The organism is Streptomyces sp. NBC_00249 (genome assembly GCF_026342355.1).
Classification (GTDB): domain Bacteria; phylum Actinomycetota; class Actinomycetes; order Streptomycetales; family Streptomycetaceae; genus Streptomyces.
Genome location: NZ_JAPEMV010000002.1, coordinates 1150626 through 1169679, shown reverse-complemented (window position 1 = coordinate 1169679; position 19054 = coordinate 1150626). Strand labels below are relative to the sequence as shown.

Annotated in this window: 19 protein-coding genes and 3 tRNA genes; 16 read left to right on the top strand and 6 right to left on the bottom strand. The window is 72.0% G+C overall.

What is annotated here, in order from left to right:
• Window positions 1-9 precede the first annotated feature (9 nt).
• From OOK31_RS14265 to OOK31_RS14245, 5 genes are all read left to right on the top strand, one after another.
• Window positions 10-1563 carry a NuoM family protein gene (locus OOK31_RS14265; RefSeq protein ID WP_267012888.1) on the top strand — a complete coding sequence of 518 codons (1554 nt, stop codon included), beginning with the start codon at window positions 10-12 and terminating at the stop codon, window positions 1561-1563.
• Window positions 1560-3092, top strand: a complete 1533-nt coding sequence (locus OOK31_RS14260) for an NADH-quinone oxidoreductase subunit N (protein WP_267012808.1) — start codon at window positions 1560-1562, stop codon at window positions 3090-3092. The genes OOK31_RS14265 and OOK31_RS14260 overlap by 4 nt, the downstream gene beginning before the upstream one ends.
• 231 nt (window positions 3093-3323) lie before the next feature.
• Window positions 3324-4187 carry a zinc metalloprotease HtpX gene (gene htpX, locus OOK31_RS14255; protein WP_267012807.1) on the top strand — a complete coding sequence of 288 codons (864 nt, stop codon included), beginning with the start codon at window positions 3324-3326 and terminating at the stop codon, window positions 4185-4187.
• Entirely contained in the window at window positions 4184-4576 is a 393-nt protein-coding gene (locus OOK31_RS14250; protein ID WP_267012806.1) for a YccF domain-containing protein, read from the top strand. Before htpX ends, OOK31_RS14250 begins: the two co-directional genes overlap by 4 nt.
• 64 nt (window positions 4577-4640) lie before the next feature.
• On the top strand, window positions 4641-5186 hold the full coding sequence (locus tag OOK31_RS14245; RefSeq protein WP_267012805.1) for an SMI1/KNR4 family protein: 546 nt from the start codon (window positions 4641-4643) through the stop codon (window positions 5184-5186).
• On the opposite strand, the gene OOK31_RS14240 is transcribed toward OOK31_RS14245, so the two are convergent.
• The 3 genes from OOK31_RS14240 to OOK31_RS14230 all read right to left on the bottom strand — a co-directional run bounded on the left by OOK31_RS14240 (window position 5150) and on the right by OOK31_RS14230 (window position 8571).
• Window positions 5150-6385 (bottom strand): APC family permease, encoded by a 1236-nt coding sequence (locus OOK31_RS14240; protein ID WP_267012804.1) that lies wholly within the window; start codon window positions 6383-6385, stop codon window positions 5150-5152. The genes OOK31_RS14245 and OOK31_RS14240 overlap by 37 nt on opposite strands.
• Before the next feature lie 19 nt (window positions 6386-6404).
• Window positions 6405-7832, bottom strand: a complete 1428-nt coding sequence (locus tag OOK31_RS14235; RefSeq protein WP_267012803.1) for a SulP family inorganic anion transporter — start codon at window positions 7830-7832, stop codon at window positions 6405-6407.
• Window positions 7833-8082: 250 nt separating this feature from the next.
• Window positions 8083-8571: a YajQ family cyclic di-GMP-binding protein gene (locus tag OOK31_RS14230; RefSeq protein ID WP_030163016.1), complete on the bottom strand. Its 489-nt coding sequence runs from the start codon at window positions 8569-8571 to the stop codon at window positions 8083-8085.
• A 202-nt stretch (window positions 8572-8773) separates the two neighbouring features.
• Here OOK31_RS14230 and OOK31_RS14225 point away from each other — a divergent pair.
• Window positions 8774-8855 (top strand) — tRNA-Tyr (locus OOK31_RS14225).
• Window positions 8856-8954: 99 nt separating this feature from the next.
• Here OOK31_RS14225 and OOK31_RS14220 read toward each other — a convergent pair.
• A complete protein-coding gene (locus OOK31_RS14220) occupies window positions 8955-9458 on the bottom strand; it encodes a hypothetical protein (RefSeq protein ID WP_267012802.1) in 504 nt (167 codons plus the stop codon).
• Between the two features lie 105 nt (window positions 9459-9563).
• Between OOK31_RS14220 and OOK31_RS14215 the strand changes: the two genes are divergently transcribed.
• Complete coding sequence (locus tag OOK31_RS14215) at window positions 9564-10004, top strand: DUF3574 domain-containing protein (RefSeq protein WP_267012801.1); 441 nt, start codon at window positions 9564-9566, stop codon at window positions 10002-10004.
• Between the two features lie 40 nt (window positions 10005-10044).
• Here the strand turns inward: OOK31_RS14215 and OOK31_RS14210 are convergent, their stop codons facing one another.
• Together OOK31_RS14210 and OOK31_RS14205 are read right to left on the bottom strand one after the other, a co-directional pair.
• Entirely contained in the window at window positions 10045-10701 is a 657-nt protein-coding gene (locus OOK31_RS14210) for an SDR family oxidoreductase (RefSeq protein ID WP_267012800.1), read from the bottom strand.
• Window positions 10702-10756: 55 nt separating this feature from the next.
• Window positions 10757-12058, bottom strand: coding sequence for an amidohydrolase family protein (locus tag OOK31_RS14205; RefSeq protein WP_267012799.1), 1302 nt, complete (start codon window positions 12056-12058; stop codon window positions 10757-10759).
• Window positions 12059-12494: 436 nt separating this feature from the next.
• Between OOK31_RS14205 and OOK31_RS14200 the strand changes: the two genes are divergently transcribed.
• From OOK31_RS14200 to OOK31_RS14160, 9 genes are all read left to right on the top strand, one after another.
• A tRNA-Thr gene (locus tag OOK31_RS14200) sits at window positions 12495-12567 on the top strand.
• Between the two features lie 48 nt (window positions 12568-12615).
• A tRNA-Met gene (locus OOK31_RS14195) sits at window positions 12616-12688 on the top strand.
• An 88-nt stretch (window positions 12689-12776) separates the two neighbouring features.
• The gene (gene rpmG, locus OOK31_RS14190) at window positions 12777-12941 is read left to right on the top strand and encodes a 50S ribosomal protein L33 (RefSeq protein ID WP_007265873.1); all 165 of its coding nucleotides are present in this window, start codon (window positions 12777-12779) and stop codon (window positions 12939-12941) included.
• Between the two features lie 183 nt (window positions 12942-13124).
• On the top strand, window positions 13125-13577 hold the full coding sequence (locus OOK31_RS14185; RefSeq protein ID WP_267012798.1) for a MaoC family dehydratase N-terminal domain-containing protein: 453 nt from the start codon (window positions 13125-13127) through the stop codon (window positions 13575-13577).
• Window position 13578: 1 nt separating this feature from the next.
• On the top strand, window positions 13579-14007 hold the full coding sequence (locus OOK31_RS14180) for a MaoC family dehydratase (protein ID WP_267012797.1): 429 nt from the start codon (window positions 13579-13581) through the stop codon (window positions 14005-14007).
• A 1270-nt stretch (window positions 14008-15277) separates the two neighbouring features.
• The gene (locus tag OOK31_RS14175; RefSeq protein ID WP_267012796.1) at window positions 15278-15886 is read left to right on the top strand and encodes a TetR/AcrR family transcriptional regulator; all 609 of its coding nucleotides are present in this window, start codon (window positions 15278-15280) and stop codon (window positions 15884-15886) included.
• A gap of 206 nt (window positions 15887-16092) precedes the next feature.
• On the top strand, window positions 16093-17484 hold the full coding sequence (locus OOK31_RS14170; RefSeq protein WP_267012887.1) for a DHA2 family efflux MFS transporter permease subunit: 1392 nt from the start codon (window positions 16093-16095) through the stop codon (window positions 17482-17484).
• A 69-nt stretch (window positions 17485-17553) separates the two neighbouring features.
• Window positions 17554-17952, top strand: a complete 399-nt coding sequence (locus OOK31_RS14165) for a DUF3291 domain-containing protein (protein WP_267012795.1) — start codon at window positions 17554-17556, stop codon at window positions 17950-17952.
• Window positions 17953-19053: a UDP-N-acetylmuramate dehydrogenase gene (locus OOK31_RS14160; RefSeq protein WP_267012794.1), complete on the top strand. Its 1101-nt coding sequence runs from the start codon at window positions 17953-17955 to the stop codon at window positions 19051-19053. It begins immediately after the preceding gene.
• The last annotated feature ends 1 nt before the right edge of the window (window position 19054 follow it).

Genomic DNA, 19054 nt, shown 5'->3' with positions numbered 1-19054 from the left:
CCGTCCGTGATGCAGTTCCTTCTGGCGTTCATCGTGGCCGCACCGCTCCTCGGGGCCGTCGCGGCCCTCCTGCCGGCCCCGCCCGGACTCAAGGGCAGGAGCCCCGAACAGGCGGTCCTGCGCCACGGCGTGACCGTCACCGGAGTCATCCTCGCCGCGGCGATCGCCCTCACCCTGGGCTTCGACCACGACGCACCGTCCCGCTTCCAGGCGACGACGGACATCAGCTGGATCCAGGCGCTGAACATCCGGATCCACCTCGGCGTCGACGGCATCTCGCTCCCCCTCCTCCTGATGACCGCGCTGCTGTTCTTCCTCTGCGCGGTGTACAGCTACTTCAAGCTCCCCGCGGGCCCCTCCGCGAAGGCCTTCGTCGCCCTGCTCCTGGTCCTGGAGTCCGGCACCCTCGCGACCTTCGCCGTGCTCGACCTGATGCTGTTCTTCCTCGCCTTCGAGATGGTCCTCATCCCGATGTACTTCCTCATCGCCCGCTGGGGCGGTGCTCAGCGGCAGGCCGCCGCCTGGAAGTTCATCCTGTACACCCTCCTCGGCTCCGTGGTCATGCTCCTCGGACTGCTGCTGATCGGACTGGACAGCGGCACATTCGACATGGTGGCACTCGCCTCTGACAACGGCCGCGGGCTGTCCCACACCACCCAGCTCCTGGCCGTCCTCGCCATCGGCGCCGGCTTCGCCGTGAAGACCCCGATGTGGCCCCTGCACACCTGGCTGCCGGACGCCCACACCGCCGCCCCCACCGTCGGATCGGTGCTGCTCGCGGGCGTCATGCTGAAGATGGGCACGTACGGGTTCGTCCGCATCCTGCTCCCCGTCACCCCCGACGGCATGCACACCTTCGCCCCGTACCTCGGCGCCTTCGCCGCCGTCGGCATCGTCTACGGATCCCTCGCCTGCCTCGCCCTCACCCGCAAGGGCGGCAAGGGCGACCTCAAGCGCCTCATCGCGTACTCCTCCGTCGGCCACATGGGCTTCGTCCTGCTCGGCATCGCCTCCATGACCCCCACCGGCGTCAACGGCGCGCTGTTCGCCAACATCGCCCACGGCCTGATCACCGGCCTCCTCTTCTTCCTCGTCGGCGCCCTCAAGGACCGCTACGGCAGCAGCGACCTCGACACCCTCGCCGGAGCCACCGGCGCCGCCCTCTACGGCCGCGCCCCCCGCCTCGGCGCCCTCCTCGCCTTCGCCGCCGTCGCCTCCCTCGGCCTGCCCGGCCTGGCCGGGTTCTGGGGCGAGATGCTGGCCCTGTTCGGCGCGTTCGACCCGGCCGAGGGCCTGTCCCGACCGGCCTTCCTCACCTACATGGCCGTCGGCGCGTTCGGCACCCTGCTCACCGCCGCGTACCTGCTGATCGTCGTCCGGCGCGTCTGCATGGGCGACCCGAAGGCCGGTCCCGAGATCTCCCTCGCGGACGTCCAGCGCTACGAGTTCGCCGCCTGGACCCCGCTCGTCGCCCTCACCGTCCTCGCCGGCCTGTGGCCCGCGGTCCTCCTCGGCCTCACCGACCCGGCCGTCCAGAAGCTCCTCGCAGGAGGCAACTCATGACGGCCCTCGCCGCCCTGGCGCCCTCGAACCTGGTCCAGTCCGTCGACTGGCTCGCCATCGCGCCCGTGGTCATCACCGCCGCCGTCGCCCTGCTCGTCCTGGTGGCCGACCTCTTCGTGCCCGAGCGGAGCAAGCCGCTCCTCGGCTGGATCTCCGTCGCCGGACTCGCCGCGGCGATCGCCACCCTGTTGCCGCTGCGCTCCGGCGCACGCACCACCTTCTGCCTCACCGGCGACCCGTCCGCCTGCAGCTACACCGCCGACCACTTCGCGCTCGTCGTGCAGTTCCTCGTGCTCGCCGGCGCCCTGGTCACCGCCCTGCTGTCGGTCACCGCCGTCCGCGACGCACGCATGCCGGCCGGCGAGTACTGGTTCCTGCTGCTCTCCTCCGCCGCCGGCGCGGCCCTGCTGCCCGCCGCCCGCGACCTCGCCACCCTGATCGTCGCCCTCGAAGTCGCCTCGCTGCCCGCCTTCGCCCTCGTCGGCATGCGGCGCGGCGACCGCCTCTCCTCCGAGGCCGCCCTCAAGTTCTTCCTCTCCTCGGTCACCGCCACCGCCGTGTCCCTGATGGGCGTCAGCTTCGTCTACGCCGCCACCGGCTCCCTGCACCTCACCCAGGTCGCCGACCGGCTCGAAGAGGTCCCCGGGCAGCTCGACACCCTCGCCATGGCGGGCGTCGCGCTCACCCTCGTCGGCTTCGCCTTCAAGACGGCCGCCGTCCCCTTCCACTTCTGGGTCCCCGACACCTACGTGGGCGCCCCGCTGCCCGTCGCCGGCTACCTCTCGGTGATCGGCAAGGCCGTCGGCTTCACCGGCCTGATCCTCGTCACCGTGATCGCCTTCCCGGCGTACTCCGACATCTGGGGCCCGGCCCTGGCCGTCCTCGCCGCGCTCACCATGACCCTCGGCAACGCCGCCGCCCTGCGCCAGTCCGCCGACCGCCCGAACAGCGCCGTACGGCTGCTCGCCTGGTCCTCCGTGGGCCAGGCCGGCTACCTGCTGGTCCCGATCGCCGCGGCCGCGTACTCCGACCGCGACCAGATCGGCTCCACCGTCGCCTACGCCCTCATGTACGCGGTCGTGAACCTCGGCGCCTTCGCCGTGGCCGCGCTGGTCGCCCGTACGAAGCCGCTGAACCGGATCAGCGACTACCGCGGCCTGTACGCCGAGCGGCCCCTCGCCGCCCTCTCGCTGGCCTTCTTCCTGCTCTGCCTGGCCGGCCTGCCGCCGGGCATCGTCGGCCTCTTCGCGAAGGTCACCGTCTTCCGGTCCGCCGTCGACGCGGGCCTCGGCTGGCTCGCCGTGGTGATGGCGGTCAACGTCGTCATCGCCCTGTACTACTACCTGCGCTGGACGGCCCTCCTCTTCCGTACCCCCGAGGAGGGGGCTGCCGAGGCCGCCCCCGCCCCCGCGAAGGCCCCCTGGCCGGTCGTGGCGGCCGTCGTCCTCACCGCCGTGACCGCCCTGGTCCTCTCCGGCGCCCCGCAGCTCGTCCTGCGCTTCGCCGCCGGAACCCTCTTCCCGCAGTAGCCGCCGGCACACCCGTACGGGCTCACCCGTACGCGGTCGTCCGTACGTACCGACCCGTACGGAGCAACGCCCTCCGCCGCCCCTCCGCCAAGGCCACAGGGGCGGCGGCCCGGCCGTGCCCTGGGAACCAGGCGCCCTCACCTCGCGTTGACCAGGAAGGAAGGGTCCACTGGACCGAAGACCCTCAGTTCCTGGACGGGGTCCCCCGCCGCACCACTTGGAGGGCGTACCGTGCACCGCCGGCACAACGGGCTGAAGACCGCCGTACTCCTCGGCGGGATGTCCGCACTCATCATCCTCATCGGCAGCTTCTTCGGACGGGCCGGCCTGATCGTCGCCGTCCTCGTCGCCCTCGGGACGAACGCCTACGCGTACTGGAACAGCGACAAGCTGGCTCTACGCGCGATGCGCGCCCGGCCCGTCAGCGAGTTCGAGGCCCCCGAGCTGTACCGCATGGTGCGCGAGCTCTCCACCTCGGCCCGCCAGCCCATGCCACGGCTCTACATCTCCCCGACCGAAGCCCCCAACGCCTTCGCCACCGGCCGCAACCCGCGCAACGCCGCGGTCTGCTGCACCGAAGGCATCCTGCGCATCCTCGACGAACGCGAACTGCGCGGAGTCATCGGCCACGAGCTCAGCCACGTCTACAACCGCGACATCCTCATCTCCTCGGTCGCCGGAGCCCTCGCCTCAGTGATCATGTTCCTGGTGAACTTCGCCTGGCTGATCCCGGTGGGCCGCTCCAACGACGACGAGGGCCCGGGGCTCTTCGGCATGCTGCTCATCATGATCCTCGGCCCACTGGCCGCGTCCGTGATCCAGCTCGCCATCAGCCGCTCGCGCGAGTACGAGGCCGACGCCTCCGGAGCCCAGCTCACCGGCGACCCCCTCGCCCTGGCCAGCGCCCTGCGCAAGCTCGACGCGGGCACCAAGCAGCTCCCGCTGCCCCCCGAGCCCCGCCTGGAGACGGCGAGCCACATGATGATCGCCAACCCCTTCCGGCCGGGCGAAGGACTGTCCAAGATGTTCTCGACACATCCCCCGATGGCCGAGCGCATCGCCCGGCTCGAACAGATGGCAGGCAGCAGCCAGTGAAAACCATCCTCAACGTCATTTGGCTCGTGCTCAGCGGGATCTGGCTGTTCCTCGGCTACTGCCTGGCCGGCCTCATCCTCTGCATCACGATCATCGGCATCCCCTTCGGCATCGCGGCCTTCCGCATCGCCCTCTACGCCCTCTGGCCCTTCGGCTACACCACCGTCGAGCGACACGACGCGGGCGCCGGCTCCTGCATAGGCAACGTCCTGTGGCTGGTCCTCGCGGGCTGGTGGCTGGCCATCGGCCACATCGTCACCGGCATCGCGCTCTGCGTCACGATCATCGGCATCCCCTTCGGCATCGCCAACTTCAAGATGGTCCCCCTCTCCCTGCTCCCGCTCGGCCGCGAAATCGTCCCCACGGACGCCCCCTTCGCCTCCCGCTGACAGCGCCCCACAGGGTTATCCACAGGGTGGGACGAATGTCGGTGGGGTGGGCCACCATGAACACATGAACGACACCGAGCAGTTGCTGGAGCAAGTCGCAGACCGCGTACGCACCTCCGCGCGCCGCAGCGGAGGGACCCTGCCCACACCCCTGGGCAGTACGGACATCACCCGGGCCGCCCTCATACTCGGCTTCCCGCTCCCCCCGCTGCTCGCCGCGCTCTACACCCGCGTCGGCGACGGCGGGTTCGGCCCGGAGCGGGGCCTCCTGCCGCTGCGCCGCGCCGTCGAGGCGTACGAGGCACAGCGCGCCTCCGGCTGGCGCTGGCCCGAAGGCGTCCTGCCGGTGGCCGACTTCGGCTGCGCCCTGTACGCCTGCGTGGACTGCCGCTCCGACACCGCACAGGTCCTCCTGTTCGACCCGAACTCCGGGGAACCCGAGCTCGCCTGGTCCATCGACACCCCCAGCCTCGAAGGCTGGCTGCGCGGCTGGCTCGACGGCACCGCGTGGTTCTGCGAGGAGTCCGCGGCGGGGGAGGAGTACGACCTGGAACTGGCGCCCCTGGCCCGAGTTCAGATCCCGGATCTGATCCGGCCCCGCACCCCGTAGGCCAGCGCGCCCAGCGCCAGCACCGCAGCCCCGGCGACCGCCGACGCCAGCGGCAGCGCACAGGCGAGCACCACACAGCCGGACAGCCCGACCGCTGCCACGGCCCGCCCCTTGACAGCTGAACCGAGAGTCCACGCGGAAGCGTTCGCGATCGCGTAGTAGGCCAGCACTCCGAAGGAGGAGAAACCGATCGCGCCCCGCAGATCGGAGGTGGCCGCGAGCACCGCCACCACCGCACCCACGGCCAGCTCCGCGTGGTGCGGCACCTGATGCCGGGGATGCACGGCGGCCAGGGCGCGCGGCAGATGGCCGTCCCGGGCCATCGCCAGGGCCGTGCGCGACACCCCGAGCACGAGGGCCAGCAGGGAACCCAGCGCGGCCAGCGCCGCGCCCGCCCGGACGACGGGGACCAGTCCGGGCCACCCGGCCGCGCGCACCGCGTCGGCCAGCGGGGCCGTCGACCCCGCCAGCGCGTCGGCGCCGAGCACCGACAGCACCGCCACCGCCACGGCGGCGTACACGAACAGGGCGATCCCCAGCGCGAGCGGTACCGCGCGCGGGATCGTGCGCCCGGGATCACGCACCTCCTCGCCCAGGGTGGTGATCCGGGCATAGCCCGCGAAGGCGAAGAACAGCAGCCCGGCGCCCTGCAACAGCCCGGCCGCACCCCAGTCACCGCCGGCGAGCCGCCCCGCGTCGGCCGTGCCCGAGCCCAGGCACACCACGACGACCCCGGCCAGCACCGCGAGTACCGCCGCCACGATCCACCGGGCGATCCGGGCGGACTTCTGCACCCCGCCGTAGCCCGCGGCGGTCAGCGCCACCACCGCCGCCACGGCCACCGCGCGCTCCTGCCCGGGCCACACGTACGCCCCGACCGTCAGGGCCATCGCCGCACAGGAGGCCGTCTTGCCGACCACGAACCCCCAGCCGGCCAGGTACCCCCAGAAGGGGCCGAGCCGCTCCCGCCCGTACACGTAGGTACCGCCCGATGACGGGTAGCGGGCCGCGAGGCGCGCAGAGGAGTGCGCGTTGCAGTAGGCCACCACCGCGGCCACCGCCAGGGCGGCCAGCAGCCCGCCGCCCGCCGCGCGGGCCGCCGGGGCGAGCGCGGCGAAGATGCCGGCGCCCACCATCGCGCCGAGCCCGACCACGACGGCGTCGGACACCCCCAGGGTGCGGTTCAGTTCGTTGTCCACGGGCGGGAGGGTAACGGGGCTAGATGACGCCCTCCCGGCCGGGAAGCGGCATCCGCTTGCGCTCCCAGCCCTCCAGCGCCGTCAGGCACGCGTGGTCCATGTGCCGCAGCCCGCTCAGGTCGAGCCGCACCGACGGCCCGTGCGGCAGCGCCTCCAGGCTGTCCAGGAGCTTGGGCAGCCGCAGGAAACTCGCGTTCCCCACGACCCGGACACACAGCCGCTCGCCCTCCCAGACCTCCTCGATGTGCACGTGCGAGGTCTCCCAGGCCGCCTTCGCCACGGCGAGCCCCAGGCCGACCAGCACCCCCTCGAAGAGGCTGGTGGCCACGATCGAGGCGGCCGTCGCCACGAGGACCACCGCCTCACCCCGGTGGGTCCGCCACAGCGAGGCCACCGCCCGCGCCGGCAGCAGCTTCCACCCGGCGTGCAGCAGCACCCCGGCGAGCGCGGCCAGCGGAACCACCTCCAGCACCTGGGGCACCGCCACCGCGAACAGCAGCAGCCAGCCGCCGTGCAGCACCCGCGAGGCCCGGGTGCGCGCCCCGGCCTCCACGTTCGCGGCGCTGCGCACGATGACGGCGGTCATGGGCAGCGCCCCGAGCAGCCCGCAGACGGTGTTGCCGACGCCCTGGGCGATGAGCTCCTGGTCGTACTCGGTCCTCGGCCCGTCGTGCATCCGGTCGACGGCGGCCGCGCTGAAGAGGGTCTCGGCGGAGGCGATCAGCGCGAGCGCGACCACCGTGCCGACGGCCCCCACGGAGGCCAGCACCCCGAACTCCTCCCAGCCCGGCGGGGCCACCGCGTCCAGCGCCCCGGTCACGCTCACCGTCTCCACGGGCAGCCGCAGCACCGCCGCCACCGCCGTGGCGGCGCCGACCCCGACGAGCGCCGCCGGCAGGACCCGCAGCCGGGCCGGCACTCGCGGCCAGGCCACGAGGAGGGCGATGGTCCCCGCGCCCAGGGCCACCGCGGTCCAGTCGGCCTGCGCCCCCAGCACGTGGACCCCGCCCAGCTTGGCGAGGGTCTTCCCGGGAGCGTCCACCCCGCCGAGGGCGTAGAGCTGCCCGGCGATCAGCACGAGCCCGATCCCGGCCAGCATCCCGTGCACCACGGCCAGGGAGATCGCCCGGAACCACCGCCCGAGCCGCAGCACCCCCATGCCCACCTGCAAGAGCCCGGCGGCCAGCACCAGGGCCCCGAGCGCGGGCAGGCCGTAGGTGCTCACGGCCTCGTAGACCAGCACGGTCAGCCCCGCCGCCGGCCCGCTGACCTGGAGCGAGCTGCCCCGGAACCAGCCGGTGACCAGACCGCCGACCACTCCGGTGACGATCCCCAGCTCGGCGGGCACACCGGAGGCGACGGCCACCCCCACGCAGAGGGGAAGCGCGACCAGCGCGACGACGACGGACGCCCCGAAGTCTTCGCGGAAACTGTCGGCCCCAGGCATGCGAGAACCCCCTGCCACACGGTGATGGTTGTCATCCCCAGCCTGGTGGGCGCACCGGCCCGCGCCTAGTGATCACAAGGGGGCCGCGAAGGAGTGTGCGCCGCTCACGCCGGGCACACACCCTCCCGGGCGCCGAAGCCCGAAGCCCGAAGTCCGAAGTCCTGGCAGAACGACGAAGGGCACAACGCGGGCGGCCGCCGGGGAAGGCCCCGGCGATCTGCCCCCGTTGTGCCCGACGGCGCAGCGGCGACTAGCGGTAGTTCACGAACTGGATCGCGAAGTCCAGGTCCTTGCCCTTGAGGAGGGCCTGGATGGCCTGGAGGTCGTCGCGGCTCTTGGAGCTGACGCGCAGCTCCTCACCCTGGACCTGGGCCTTGACGCCCTTGGGGCCCTCGTCCCGGATGATCTTCGCGACCTTCTTGGCGTTCTCCTGGGAGATGCCCTCCTCGATGGAGGCGAAGATCTTGTACTCCTTGCCGGACAGCTGCGGCTCGCCGGCGTCGAGCGCCTTCAGCGAGATCCCGCGCTTGACCAGCTTGGTCTCGAACACGTCGAGGACCGCCTTGACGCGCTCCTCGGAGTTCGCCTCCATGAGGATCTTCTCGCCGGACCAGGCGATGGTGGCGCCCGTGCCCTTGAAGTCGTAACGCTGCGAGAGCTCCTTGGCGGCCTGGTTGAGGGCGTTGTCGACCTCCTGCCGCTCGACCTTCGAGACGATGTCGAAACTGGAGTCGGCCATGTGCTGTGGCTCCTTGAAGTCGGCTGTGGTGTGCCCCGGAGGGCGCGGCCGGACATCCCCGGTCCGCTCGGCAAAGCCTAGCCACCGCGCCCGCGTGGGGGGCTGATCAATCCGGTGGCGAACCACCCCCGCACATCAGGTATCGTTTACGTCGTTGCCGCAGAACAACGCCGCAAGGCGGAGGAACTGCGCGACATCCCATGGCGGTGTGCCCGAGTGGCCAATGGGAACGGACTGTAAATCCGTCGGCTCTGCCTACCCAGGTTCGAATCCTGGCGCCGCCACGCGAGTGGAACCCCCGTTCATCTGCGGAAACGCAGTGGACGGGGGTTTCTTCGCATACCCGCCGACAGGCCCACCCGCCGACAGGCCGTGCCGCCGCTCTACGCGGCCTCCACCGTCAAGTGGTAGGTGGTGTCCACCCAGAAGCCGTTGGCGGCCGAAGCGTCGATCTCCAGGACGAACTGGCCCGGCGGAAGAGGATCGAGCGCGCACCACAGACCCCAGGCGACCCGCGGTATCCCCATGATCTGGAACACCGGCGAGGCGAACTCGCTCACGTCCAGGGGAGAGCTGTTCAGCGCGGCGGAGGCCCGGGTGATCTCCATCCGCCAGGGCTTCGTCACGAACGGCACCACCATCCGCTGCGTGTTCAGCACGGGAAAGAACAGCCGCCGCCCCGCCGGAATGCTGCAACGCCGCACCACCCGCCCGCCGTAGGTGCCCGCCAGGAACCACACGTCCTGCGGCTGCCGCCGGCCCGCGTACGCGCCCGTGGTGTCGGCCACCGGGCTCTGATCGGCCGGCGCGGACAGCGCCCACTTCCACCACCGGGCCGCCAGCCGACCGCCCTCCGCCGCGCCGACCTGCCAGTTCCCGTCGCCCATGCCCCACCCCGGTGCTCCACACGGCCGCCCCCTGCGGCCCGATCGGGGGTGACCCTATCGGGCCACTCCCGCGCACCGATGAGGGCGGCCCGTCGTTCACGGGGCGTGAAATGGACATCGGACACACGTGGCAAGGCCGGGGGCGGCGTCCTGATCGCCCTCCTCGGCGCCGGCATCCCGGCCCTGGTGGGAGCGGCACTGCACAGCCATGCGGGGGAGCCCTACCGGGAGACCCGGCTCTACTTCGGCGCGCAGCGACCCGACGGCCGGGACCCCGTCGCCAAGCAGGAGTTCATGCGGTTCCTGGACCGCGAGATCACCCCCGCCTTCCCCGAAGGACTCACCCTCCAGGACGGGTACGGCCAATGGCGCGCCGGGGACGGCACCATCGTCCGCGAGACCTCCTACGAGGTCGTGCTGCTCTACCCCGAGGCGGAGGCCGACGAGCGCGGAGCGCGCGTCGAACGGATCCGCAAGGCCTACGAGAAGCAGTTCCAGCAGGACTCCGTCGGCCGCTCCGACGACAAGGTGGAAGCCGAGTTCTGACACACGCTCACCACGACCGCCCCACAAGGACGCGGGCGGCTCAGTTGCCCGCCATGTCCTTCACGGCCACCGCGACCGGCGTCGACCCCGAGACCAGCTCCAGCGTCAGCCCGGCCGTCGCCGGGGTCTCCACGAGCTCCGCCAGCACCGCCGCCACGTCGTCCCGCGTGACCGGACCCCGGCCGGTCCGCGCCTCCAGCCGGACCAGCCCCGCACCCGGATCGTCGCTCAGGATCCCCGGCCGCAGGATCGTCCACTCCAGACCCAGCCGGGTCCGCAGATGGTCGTCGGCCTCGCCCTTCGCCCGCAGATAGACGTCGAACACCTCGTCACCCCCGTGCCGCGCGTCCGCGCCCATCGTGGAGACCATCAGGAAACGGCGTACGCGCGCCCGTTCGGCGGCATCGGCGAACAGCACCGCCGCACCCCGGTCCACGGTGTCCTTGCGCGCGGAACCGCTGCCCGGACCGGCCCCGGCCGCGAAGACGGCCGCGTCCGCGCCCTGGAGGATCCCCGCGACGTGCTCGACGGAAGCCGACTCCAGGTCGCACAGCACCGGTTCGGCGCCCGCCTCCCGGAGGTCGTCCCCCTGCTCCAGGTCGCGGATGATCCCCGCGACCTCGTACCCGCGCGCGGCGAGCAGACGCTCCAGCCGCAGCGCGATTCGACCGTGTCCACCCGCGATGACGATGCGCATGTCCCGACCGTACGACGACCCGGGCTCCGCCGCCCGCGAACCTCGCCCGCCACGCTCAGGGGCCGGGCTCCGTACGGCCCTGCCTGGGCAGGTCCAGGGCCACCGCGACCGCCGAGTCGCAGTACTCCCGTACGGCACTCGTCCGGGCTACCACCCGCCCCCGGTGGATCACGATCCGGCTGTACGCGAGGGAGAGCACGCCCGCGATCCGCTCCCCGCGCACGGCGAGCAGCTCCGCCGGGAAACCCGCCTCCACCCGCACCTCGGGCAGCGCCATGACCTCGCGGGCCGCGGCGCTCACCGCCTCGTAGGCCTCCGCCGGACGCAGCCCGCCCTGGGAGGCCAGCAGGTACGCCGCTTCGAGCGGATCCCCCCGGCCGACCGGGTTGCCGGCGTCCCGCAGCGCCCCGCTGCCGGCGGCGACCCGGACCCCGGCCGCCCGCAGGAGCCGTACGGGCGCGGTGCGCAGCCCGCGCCGCTCCAGCGCGGCGCAGTCGCCCTGGGGCAGGCAGGTCACCCGCACCCCGGCCGCCGCCAGCTGGTCGGCGGCGCGGGCGGCCACGTCCAGCGGGAGCCGCGACAGACCCCCGCAGGGCCCGATGGTCACCCCGGGGCGCAGCCCGCCGGCCATCGCCGCGAGCCGGGAGAGGCGGCCCGGGTCGTCACCGTCCGTGTGCAGGTCCACCGGGCAGCCGTGCTCGGCGGCCAGCTCCAGGACGGCTTCGAGGAAGCCCGTCGGGTCGGGGTCCAGGTCGGGGCAGCCCCCGATCACGGACGCGCCCATCTTGACGGCGTCGCGCAGCATGGCCAGCCCGTCGGCACCGGCCACCCCCGTCAGCAGCCGGGGCACCGCCACAGAGGTCAGGTCGGCGAGCCCGCGCAGGGACCGGCGGGCCTGCAGGACGGCCTCCAGCGGGCCGAGGCCGTGCACGTCGCCGATCCGGACGTGGGAGCGCACGGCGGTGGCTCCGTGGCCGAGCTGGAGCAGCGCCGCCTCGGTGGCGCGGCGCTGCACCTCGTCGGGGGTGTACGAGACGGGCCCCTCGCCGTCGGCGGTCAGGGCGGTGTCCCCGTGGGCGTGCGGCTCGGCCGGGGCGGGCAGGAGCAGGTAGCCGCGCAGGTCGACCCGGGACAGGGCGGGGGCGGGCAGGCTGCCCGCGGTGCCGACGGCCTGGATGCGCCCCCCGCCGAGCCGGACGTCGACGGTCCGGCCGTCCGTGAGCCGGGCCCCCGCCAGGAGCAGCCCGGTGGCCTCGGGGACGGGCCCGCCGGCGGGGTTGCGGGCCGGGTTGCGGGCGGGGCCCCCGTGAGGATTGCGCGGGGAGTGGGACGGCTGCTGCGGCTGGCTGTCGGACATCGCGCTCCTGCGGTGGCTCGGGCGGTTCCTGTGCCGTGGCCGCAGCCCGCGGCCCAAGATCACGCAGCGTGCTCAGAGCCTAGGGCGCGGGGGTCCCCGGTTCGCGGAAGAGCGCAATAGTCGTACCGGTGTGGTGCCCACGCGCCCCGGCGGAAACGGGCACGCCCGCGCGGGGAGGCCGCCTGGGGCTGCGGAGAACTTCAGAGGGCGTCCGAGGGCCGGGGAAACGAAGGGCGGGGGAGCCGGAGGAACCGGGGGGAGCCGGGGGAGCGGAGTGCGGGGTGGTGCGGCTGTGACACCGGCCACAAAAGGGCCGGAAAACGGGTCGAGAGGCCCCTGGGCACTGATCGGCAATCCCGGGCCGACCCCTCCCGAGCCCAGTCCCCCCAAAGGATTTGGGCGATCGGCGCGCAACCGTGTAATGTCTTCATCGCTCGCCCCAATAGCTCAGTCGGTAGAGCGTCTCCATGGTAAGGAGAAGGTCTGCGGTTCGATTCCGCATTGGGGCTCTGGTGAGAGAGGTTCCCCACCCTCGGGTGGGGAACGGATCTCATCAAAGCGGCGTAGCTCAGTCGGTAGAGCAAGCGGCTCATAATCGCTGTGTCACCGGTTCAAGTCCGGTCGCCGCTACACCCAGTAGCCGATTGCGGGGTCGGTCTCCCGATCGGCTACTCTTTTATGCGTTCATCCGTCCTACTGTCCGTCAAGGAGCACTCACGTGGCTGCCACCGACGTCCGCCCGAAGATCACGCTGGCCTGCGTGGAGTGCAAGGAGCGGAACTACATCACCAAGAAGAACCGGCGTAACAACCCGGACCGCATGGAGATGAAGAAGCACTGCCCGCGCTGCAACTCGCACACCGCGCACCGCGAGACCCGCTGATCCTGGCGAAGTCTCAAATATAGGCACCGTCATGAGGTCGTCCCCTTCATTGGGGGGCGGCCTTGTGTCGTTTCTGCACCGGTTCCAGATCCGGTATGACTGGGCCGGTACGAACGCTCATGCGTGTCTGCGTGTCTGCGTGTCTTGTGTCTTTCGTGTCCCTTCAACAGGAGGTAGTGAGCCATGGCCCTCGACCAGACCTTCGTGGGGCGGACCTACCCGCCCACCGAGCCGTACGAGGTCGGCCGGGAGAAGATCCGCGAATTCGCGGTTGCGGTGGGTGACGAAAATCCCGCCTACACCGACCCCGATGCCGCCAAGGCGCTCGGTCACCAGGACGTGATCGCCCCGCCGACTTTCGTGTTCGCCATCACCTTCGCGGCCGCGGGCCAGGTCATCGAGGACCCGCAGCTGGGGCTGGACTACAGCCGCGTCGTGCACGGCGACCAGAAGTTCTCCTACGTCCGCCCCGTGCGGGCGGGTGACCGGCTCACCGTCACCTCCACGATCGAGGCCGTGAAGTCCCTCGCGGGCAACGACATCGTCGACATCCGCGGCGAGGTCCATGACGAATCCGGCGAGCACGTCGTGACGGCGTGGACCAAGCTCGTGTCCCGCGCCCCTGAGGAGGCCTGAGATGACCGCGCAGATCCAGTACGCAGACGTCGAGGTCGGCACCGAGCTGCCGGCGCAGTCCTTCCCCGTGACGCGCGCCACCCTCGTCCGCTACGCCGGTGCCTCGGGTGACTTCAACCCGATCCACTGGAACGAGAAGTTCGCCAAGGAGGTCGGACTGCCGGACGTGATCGCGCACGGCATGTTCACCATGGCCGAGGCGATCCGCGTGGTGACCGACTGGGTGGGCGACCCGGGCGCGGTCGTCGAGTACGGCGTCCGCTTCACCAAGCCGGTGGTCGTCCCGAACGACGACGAGGGCGCCCGCATCGACGTCACGGCCAAGGTCGCCGCCAAGCTGGACGACAACCGCGTACGGGTCGACCTGACGGCCATGAGCGCGGGCCAGAAGGTCCTGGGCATGTCCCGGGCGGTCGTACAGCTGGGCTGAGGGCGGGCGGGGCGGGGTCGGGGGTGGCTTCCGCCCTCGGGCGGTCTCAGGGAGGTGTTGGGGCTTTCCCGTCAGTCTCATCGTCCTTCCGTGTCGGGCCGGCCTGTCAAGGGCGCTCACTGCGTTCGCGTCGCTTCGCGATGGCCTTCGGCCACCCTTGACAGACCGTCCCGCCCCGGAAAAACGAAGACTGCCGGGAAACCCCCAAAAGAACGGGACGGGGCAGAAGAGCAGAGGAGCGGCCCCGTCAGGGAAGGGTGGGCGGTCTTCGGCCGCCGTCCCAGGCATCCGGGCAGCTCACAGCCCTGATCCCGGGCCAGGGGCGGCTCTACCTGCACGAAATGACGACCAGAGGGCCATCCGGAGCGGGGAGGCGCGTCAGATGGCTACGCGCTCCTCATTTCTCAGCGTCCGGCGGCCGTCTGGGGCTGGTCATAAGCCGCCAACGATCGCTACGCGCTTCTCACGTCTCAGCGGCTGGCAAGACCGTCTTGGGTGGGGGAGAGCGGGGCGTCCCGTGGGCCTCCTGGGGCCTCGTGGGCGTCCTGGGGGCGGTGGGGGTCGCCTGGTGGGTGTGATGGGGCGCGCTGAGAGGTGTTTGGGCCGGCCGAAGGCCCTTGGCGGAGTCTGCCGCCAGTCTTTTCGTCCTCAGACTCCGTCTATCCCCCTCCACCACCCCACGACGTCTCCGATTGCCTTCCTTCGCCTTCCTTCACCGTCTTCCGCCGTCCATGGGCGATGCGACCTGCGGTCGCGTGATCAGGGAGGCGTGTAGCGGTTGTGGGCGGCTTATGACCAGCCTCAGACGGCCGTCGGACGCTGAGACGTGCGAAGCGCGTAGCGATCCGGCGCGTCTCCCCGCTCCCGATGGCCTTCTCGTCGTCATTTCGTGTGGGTAGAGCCGCCCCTCGGCCCGGGATCAGGGCTGTGAGCTGCCCGGATGGGTGTCTGGCGGCCGGAGTCTGCCCGCCCCTCCCAGACGGGGCCGCCCCTGTCTCTTTCCGCCCCGTCCCGTTTCTTTGGGGGTTTCCCGGCAGTCTTCGTCCTTCCGTGCCGCGCCGGCCTGTCAAGGGTGGCCGAAGGCCATCGCGAAGCGACGCGACGAAGGAGCGCCCTTGACAGGCCGGCGCGGCACGGAAGGACGATGAGACTGACGGGAAAGCCCCAACCCCTCCCTGAGACCGCCCGAGGGCGGACCGCCAACCCCGCAGCCCCAGCCCCCGCCCCACCCCCCTTGACGTAGTTAGTGATTGAGTACTAACTTCGTTGCATGGTCAGGATGAGCGCAGAAGAGCGGCGTGAGAGCGTCATTCGGGCGGCGGTTCGGGAGTTCGCCCGGGGTGGTTACTACGGGACGTCCACCGAGGTGATCGCCAAGCGGGTCGGTGTCTCGCAGCCGTACCTGTTCCGGCTCTTCCCGAACAAGCAGGCCATCTTCCTCGCGGCGGCCGCCCGCTGCATGGAGACCACCCGGCGGGTCTTCGCCGAGGCGGGCGAAGGTCTGGGCGGTGAAGAGGCCCTGACCGCCATGGCGGACGCCTACACGCGGCTGATCGCCGAGGATCCGCACGTACTGCAGATGCAGCTCCAGATGTACGTCACCGTCGCCGCCGCCGAGGCGGCCGGCGACCACGAGCTCGGTGAGCTCGTACGGGCCGGCTGGCTGGAGCTGTGGGACACCGTCTCCGTGCCGCTCGGCGGTGACGTCGAGGAGACCACCACCTTCATGGCCTACGGGATGCTCATCAACACCCTCTCCGCCATGGGCTTCCCCTCCGGGCACCGCATCTGGGAGGGGCTGTTTCCGCCCGACAAGGCGGAGGAGTCCTCCGGTGAGGCCGGGGGCGAAGCCGCCCGGGAAGTCTCCGTCGCGCAGTGAGGCGGGCGTGCGGGCGTGCGGGCCACATTCCGTCCCGCGCGTCGGCCCCAGCAGCGGTTTTTTCTGTCCGCTGAAGTTAGTCAGCAATAACTAACTAACAATCTTCAGGGGGAATCGTGAACCAGGAACGCACCCAGGAACCCACCCAGGAACCCACCCAGGACCAGCAAGAGACCCGCCTCCGTGCCCCCGCCGTCTGGGCGCTCGTGCTCACCGGGGTCGCCAGTTTCATGGCCGCCCTCGACAACCTCGTCGTCACCACCGCCCTCCCCGCCATCCGGGCCGACCTCGGCGGGAAGCTGGAGGACCTGGAGTGGACGGTGAACGCCTACACCGTCACCTTCGCCGTCCTGCTCATGTTCGGCTCCGCCCTCGGTGACCGCTTCGGGCGCCGGCGGCTCTTCATCGCCGGGCTCGTGCTCTTCACCGGCGCCTCCGCCGCTGCCGCGCTCGCCTCCGGGATCGACGGGCTGATCGCCGCCCGCGCCGTGCAGGGCGTGGGAGCGGCGATCATGATGCCGCTCTCCCTCACCCTGCTCACCGTCGCCGTCCCGGCGGCCCGGCGGGGCATGGCGCTCGGGGTCTACGGAGCCGTCGGCGGACTGGCCGTCGCCTGCGGCCCCCTGATCGGCGGCAGCCTCACCGAGCACATCTCCTGGCAGTGGATCTTCTGGCTGAACGTCCCCGTCGGCCTCGCCCTGATCCCCCTCGTCCGCCTCCGCCTGGCCGAGTCCACCGCCCCGAACTCCCGCCTCGACCTCCCCGGCACCCTCCTCATCAGCGGCGGTCTCTTCGGCGTCGTCTACGGACTGGTCAACGCCAACGCCCACGGCTGGACCAGCGCTCCCGTCCTCACCGGCCTGATCGCGGGCAGCGCCCTCATCGGCGGGTTCGTCCGCCACGGCTTCCGCAGCGCGAACCCGATGCTCCCCATGCGGCTCTTCCGCGACCGGGGCTTCCTCGGGATCAACCTCGCCAGCCTGCTGATGTACCTCGGGATGTTCGGGTCGATCTTCCTGCTCAGCCAGTTCCTCCAGGGCGTCGCCGGCTACTCGCCCACCCAGGCCGGGCTGCGGATGCTCCCCTGGACCGGCATGGCGCTGGTGGTCGCCCCGATCGCGGGCATCGTGTCCGACCGGATCGGCGGCCGGCCGGTCGTCGTCGCCGGGCTGGCGCTGCAGGCGCTCGGCCTCGGCTGGTTCGCGGCGGTCCTGAGCACCGACCTCTCCTACGGGACCCAGCTCCCCGCCCTGATCCTCAGCGGGATCGGCATGTCCCTCTACTTCGCCCCCGCCAACCACGTGCTGATGTCCACCGTGACCCCCGCCGACCAGGGCAAGGCCTCCGGCACCAACAGCGCCCTCCGCGAGGTCGGCGGAGCTCTCGGGGTGGCCGTCCTGGCCTCCGTCTTCTCGGCCCGGGGCGGCTACGAGACCCCGCAGACCTTCACCGACGGCACCGTCCCCGCCCTGTGGATCGGCGCCGCCGTGGTGGCCCTCGCCGCCGGGCTGGCCCTGCTCCTGCCCCGGGGCCGCAAGGCCGCGGCCCCGGCCCCGGCCCCTGGGCGGACCCTCGACAAGGTCCCCGCCGCCCGCTGAGCCCCCGACCCGGCCCCCCGCCCGCGCACGAAGTTCCGTACGACCGCTCATCGCGAAGGAGCGCCCGTCATGCCCGACATCCCCTGGTCCACGCCCAGCCGGCCCGCTCCCGGCGCCGAGGTCTACGTCATGGCCTCCCGTTTCGAGACCGCCACCCTCCTCGGCGCCGTGAAGTTCCTCCTCAAGGCGCCCGGCATCCTCGGCCAGATCCGCAAGGCCCCCGGAGCCCACGGCGTCGCCCTGCGCGCCCGCGTCCCGCGGCGCACCTTCCTCACCCTCTCCGCCTGGGAGGACCAGGGCGCGCTCCACCGCTTCGCCCGCAGCGAGCCGCACCGCAGCAGTTCCCGGGCCGCAGCCGCCTTCACGAAGGAGTCGGCCTTCACCTTCTGGACCGTGCGCGCCGAGGAGCTCCCCATCAGCTGGGAGGAGGCCGAGCGCCGTCTGGCCCAGCAGAAGCAGGCCTACTGAGTGCCCCGCCGGGAAGCGAGGGGGACGGACCGTACTCTTGTCCACGTGCAGGAACTCCACGATGCCCCCCTCGCCCCGTTGACCACCTTCCGCCTCGGCGGCCCCGCAGCCCGGCTGGTCACCGCGACCACCGACGCCGAGGTCGTCGACGCCGTCCGCGCGGCGGACGCGAGCGGCACCCCGCTCCTGGTCATCGGCGGCGGCAGCAACCTGGTCATCGGCGACCAGGGCTTCGCCGGCACCGCCCTGCGCATCGCGACCACCGGCTACACCCTGACCGGCACCACCCTGGAGCTCGCCGCCGGCGAGAACTGGAGCGACGCCGTCGCCCGCACCGTCGAGGCCGGCCTCGCGGGCATCGAGTGCCTCGCCGGGATCCCCGGCTCGGCCGGCGCCACCCCGATCCAGAACGTCGGGGCGTACGGCCAGGAGGTCTGCGACACCATCACCGAGGTCGTCGCCTACGACCGCACCACCGACGCCACGGTCACCCTCAGCGCCGCCGAGTGCGACTTCCGGTACCGCAACAGCACCTTCAAGGACCAGCCCGACCGCTACGTCGTCCTGCGCGTCCGCTTCGCCCTGGAGGACGCCGGGGGCCTCTCCGCGCCGGTCAAGTACCCGGAGACGGCCCGCGCCCTCGGCGTGGAGGCCGGCGACCGCGTCCCGGCCGCCACCGCCCGCGAGACCGTCCTTCGGCTGCGCGCCGGCAAGGGCATGGTCCTCGACCCCGCCGACCACGACACCTGGTCCGCCGGATCCTTCTTCCACAACCCGATCCTGACCGACGAGGCCTACGCCGCCTTCCTCGCCCGCGCCCAGGACCGCCTCGGCCCCGACACCGCCCCGCCCGCCTACCCGGCCGGCGAGGGCCGTACGAAGACCAGCGCGGCCTGGCTGATCGACAAAGCCGGCTTCACCAAGGGCTACGGCACCGGCCCGGCCCGCATCTCCACCAAGCACACCCTCGCCCTCACCAACCGGGGCGAGGCCACCACCGAGGACCTCCTCACACTGGCCCGGGAGGTCGTCGCGGGAGTCCACGCGGCCTTCGGCGTCACCCTCGTCAACGAGCCGGTGACGGTCGGCGTCCGCATCTGAC